4 protein-coding genes are annotated in these 1,634 nt (G+C 38.6%); all 4 read left to right on the top strand.

What is annotated here, in order from left to right; all coding sequences use genetic code 11:
* Window positions 1-354 precede the first annotated feature (354 nt).
* Complete coding sequence (locus tag RTK36_RS10280; RefSeq protein WP_312046840.1) at window positions 355-480, top strand: hypothetical protein; 126 nt, start codon at window positions 355-357, stop codon at window positions 478-480.
* Complete coding sequence (locus RTK36_RS16725; RefSeq protein WP_442871350.1) at window positions 447-518, top strand: hypothetical protein; 72 nt, start codon at window positions 447-449, stop codon at window positions 516-518. Before RTK36_RS10280 ends, RTK36_RS16725 begins: the two co-directional genes overlap by 34 nt.
* A gap of 40 nt (window positions 519-558) precedes the next feature.
* Window positions 559-900, top strand: a complete 342-nt coding sequence (locus RTK36_RS10275; RefSeq protein WP_312046838.1) for an S-layer homology domain-containing protein — start codon at window positions 559-561, stop codon at window positions 898-900.
* A gap of 179 nt (window positions 901-1,079) precedes the next feature.
* A partial coding sequence (locus RTK36_RS10270; protein ID WP_312046836.1) for a LytR/AlgR family response regulator transcription factor occupies window positions 1,080-1,634 on the top strand: 555 nt, incomplete at its 3' end.

Here is a 1,634-nt window from a genome sequence, read left to right as displayed (position 1 = left end):
GGCTGGGGGACAGCCCGGTTGCCTGAAAGGCTTCTTCTGCCAATTTACCCAGTTCTCTTGCCAGCTTGGTTGTAGAAAAGAATAAACAGTCTTCAATGCTACAGTTCCATTGCTCTGTATTAAGTGTATTTTTCATAGCACACACTCCTTTGTTTGTACATACAAATATAGCGCAGTTAAACAGAATTGTCAATTGTTATTAAGTATTTTCTTAAAATTTCAAGGTTATACTCTCTATTTATAACAAAAAGACATGCAAAATTATGACAATAGCAAAAATACCCAAAACCAAGCATTGACTTCGTGACGGAACGTGAAATATTTCTAGGATATCAAAAGATCAGCGGGGCCCCAATGAAACAGATAAGAGTCATGTTTGTAACCGTTATCGGTGATTGTATGAAAACTCTTATGGCAGTATTTCGGGAGCAAGCACCTTTTCCGATGTGGATGCAGACCAGTATTACGCCAAGTATGTAGCATGGACCAGTGAGAGAGGTATCATCAAGGGCATTTGAGAAAACAAGCTTCTACTACGAGGAGGTAACTCGTGAGTAAATGGCAGTCATCATGCTAAACTTTGCAAACCTTTTAAAAAAGGCAAATACAGCAGATGGGTTACTCATCTATGCCGACAGCACAAGTATTTCATCTTGGGCGATTGACGGAGTTAAATATTGCCAGGAAACAAAAGTGATAACGGGCAGAGAGGGCGGCAGCTTTGTATTACAAGAAAGCGCTACAAGAGCCGAGGAAGCAATTGTTATTAAAAGATTTATTAAAATTAATGTTGTAATAGTATTAGTTTGTAACAAACAAGTGAATCGCCATTGCCGATTTGTGCTATGTCGATTCATTAGTCATAAGCTTATTCTTAAAATTAAAACGAAGAAATTCTAGAGGCATATAGATGATAAAACTTAGTGCCTCTGTTTTTATATAAAACTAAATCAAATAACTTTTACCTGTATAATTTGACTAAATGAATTAAAAATAGAGAGAATTTTGTTGAATGTTAACTTTTGAAGAAATATAATTATAATACTAATATTAAACGCTATAGAAAGGGGCATAGACCAATGATCAAGATTGCAATCTGTGATGACGAGCCTCAAGAGCTTACAAACACGCAAGAATTACTCATGAAGTATGCTTATGAGCACCCACAATATGAAATTAAAACTTGCTCCTTCATTGCACCTTTAGAGCTATTGTCGTATGTTGCTGAGCAGGGGGGCTTTGATGTGTTACTGCTGGATGTCTATATGGCCGGGATGCTGGGTACGGATGCGGCAAGAGAACTACGTCATCTTGGTGATGAAGCCGAAATCATATTCCTCACCACGTCGCGGAACCATGCTCTTGATGCCTTTGAAGTGGATGCTGCACAATATCTGGTTAAGCCCTATACAGAGGATGGGATTTTTTCTGCTTTGGATAAAATCATATCACGAATGAATGCGGACAAGCAAAACATTATCACACTAAAGACGTCAGAGGGTATCACTCGACTTATACCCCTAGATGTGGTATTTACAGAAACGGGGCGAAACAACTATCAGATCATTCATATGGTCCAGGGAAACAAGTTGGAGGTTCGCATGACAGCCTCAGAAATATTTGAGTTGCTTGCG

The organism is Anaerotignum sp., from assembly GCF_031981185.1.
Classification (GTDB): Bacteria; Bacillota; Clostridia; order Lachnospirales; family Anaerotignaceae; genus Chakrabartyella.
This window is presented reverse-complemented; position numbering and strand designations above follow the sequence as displayed.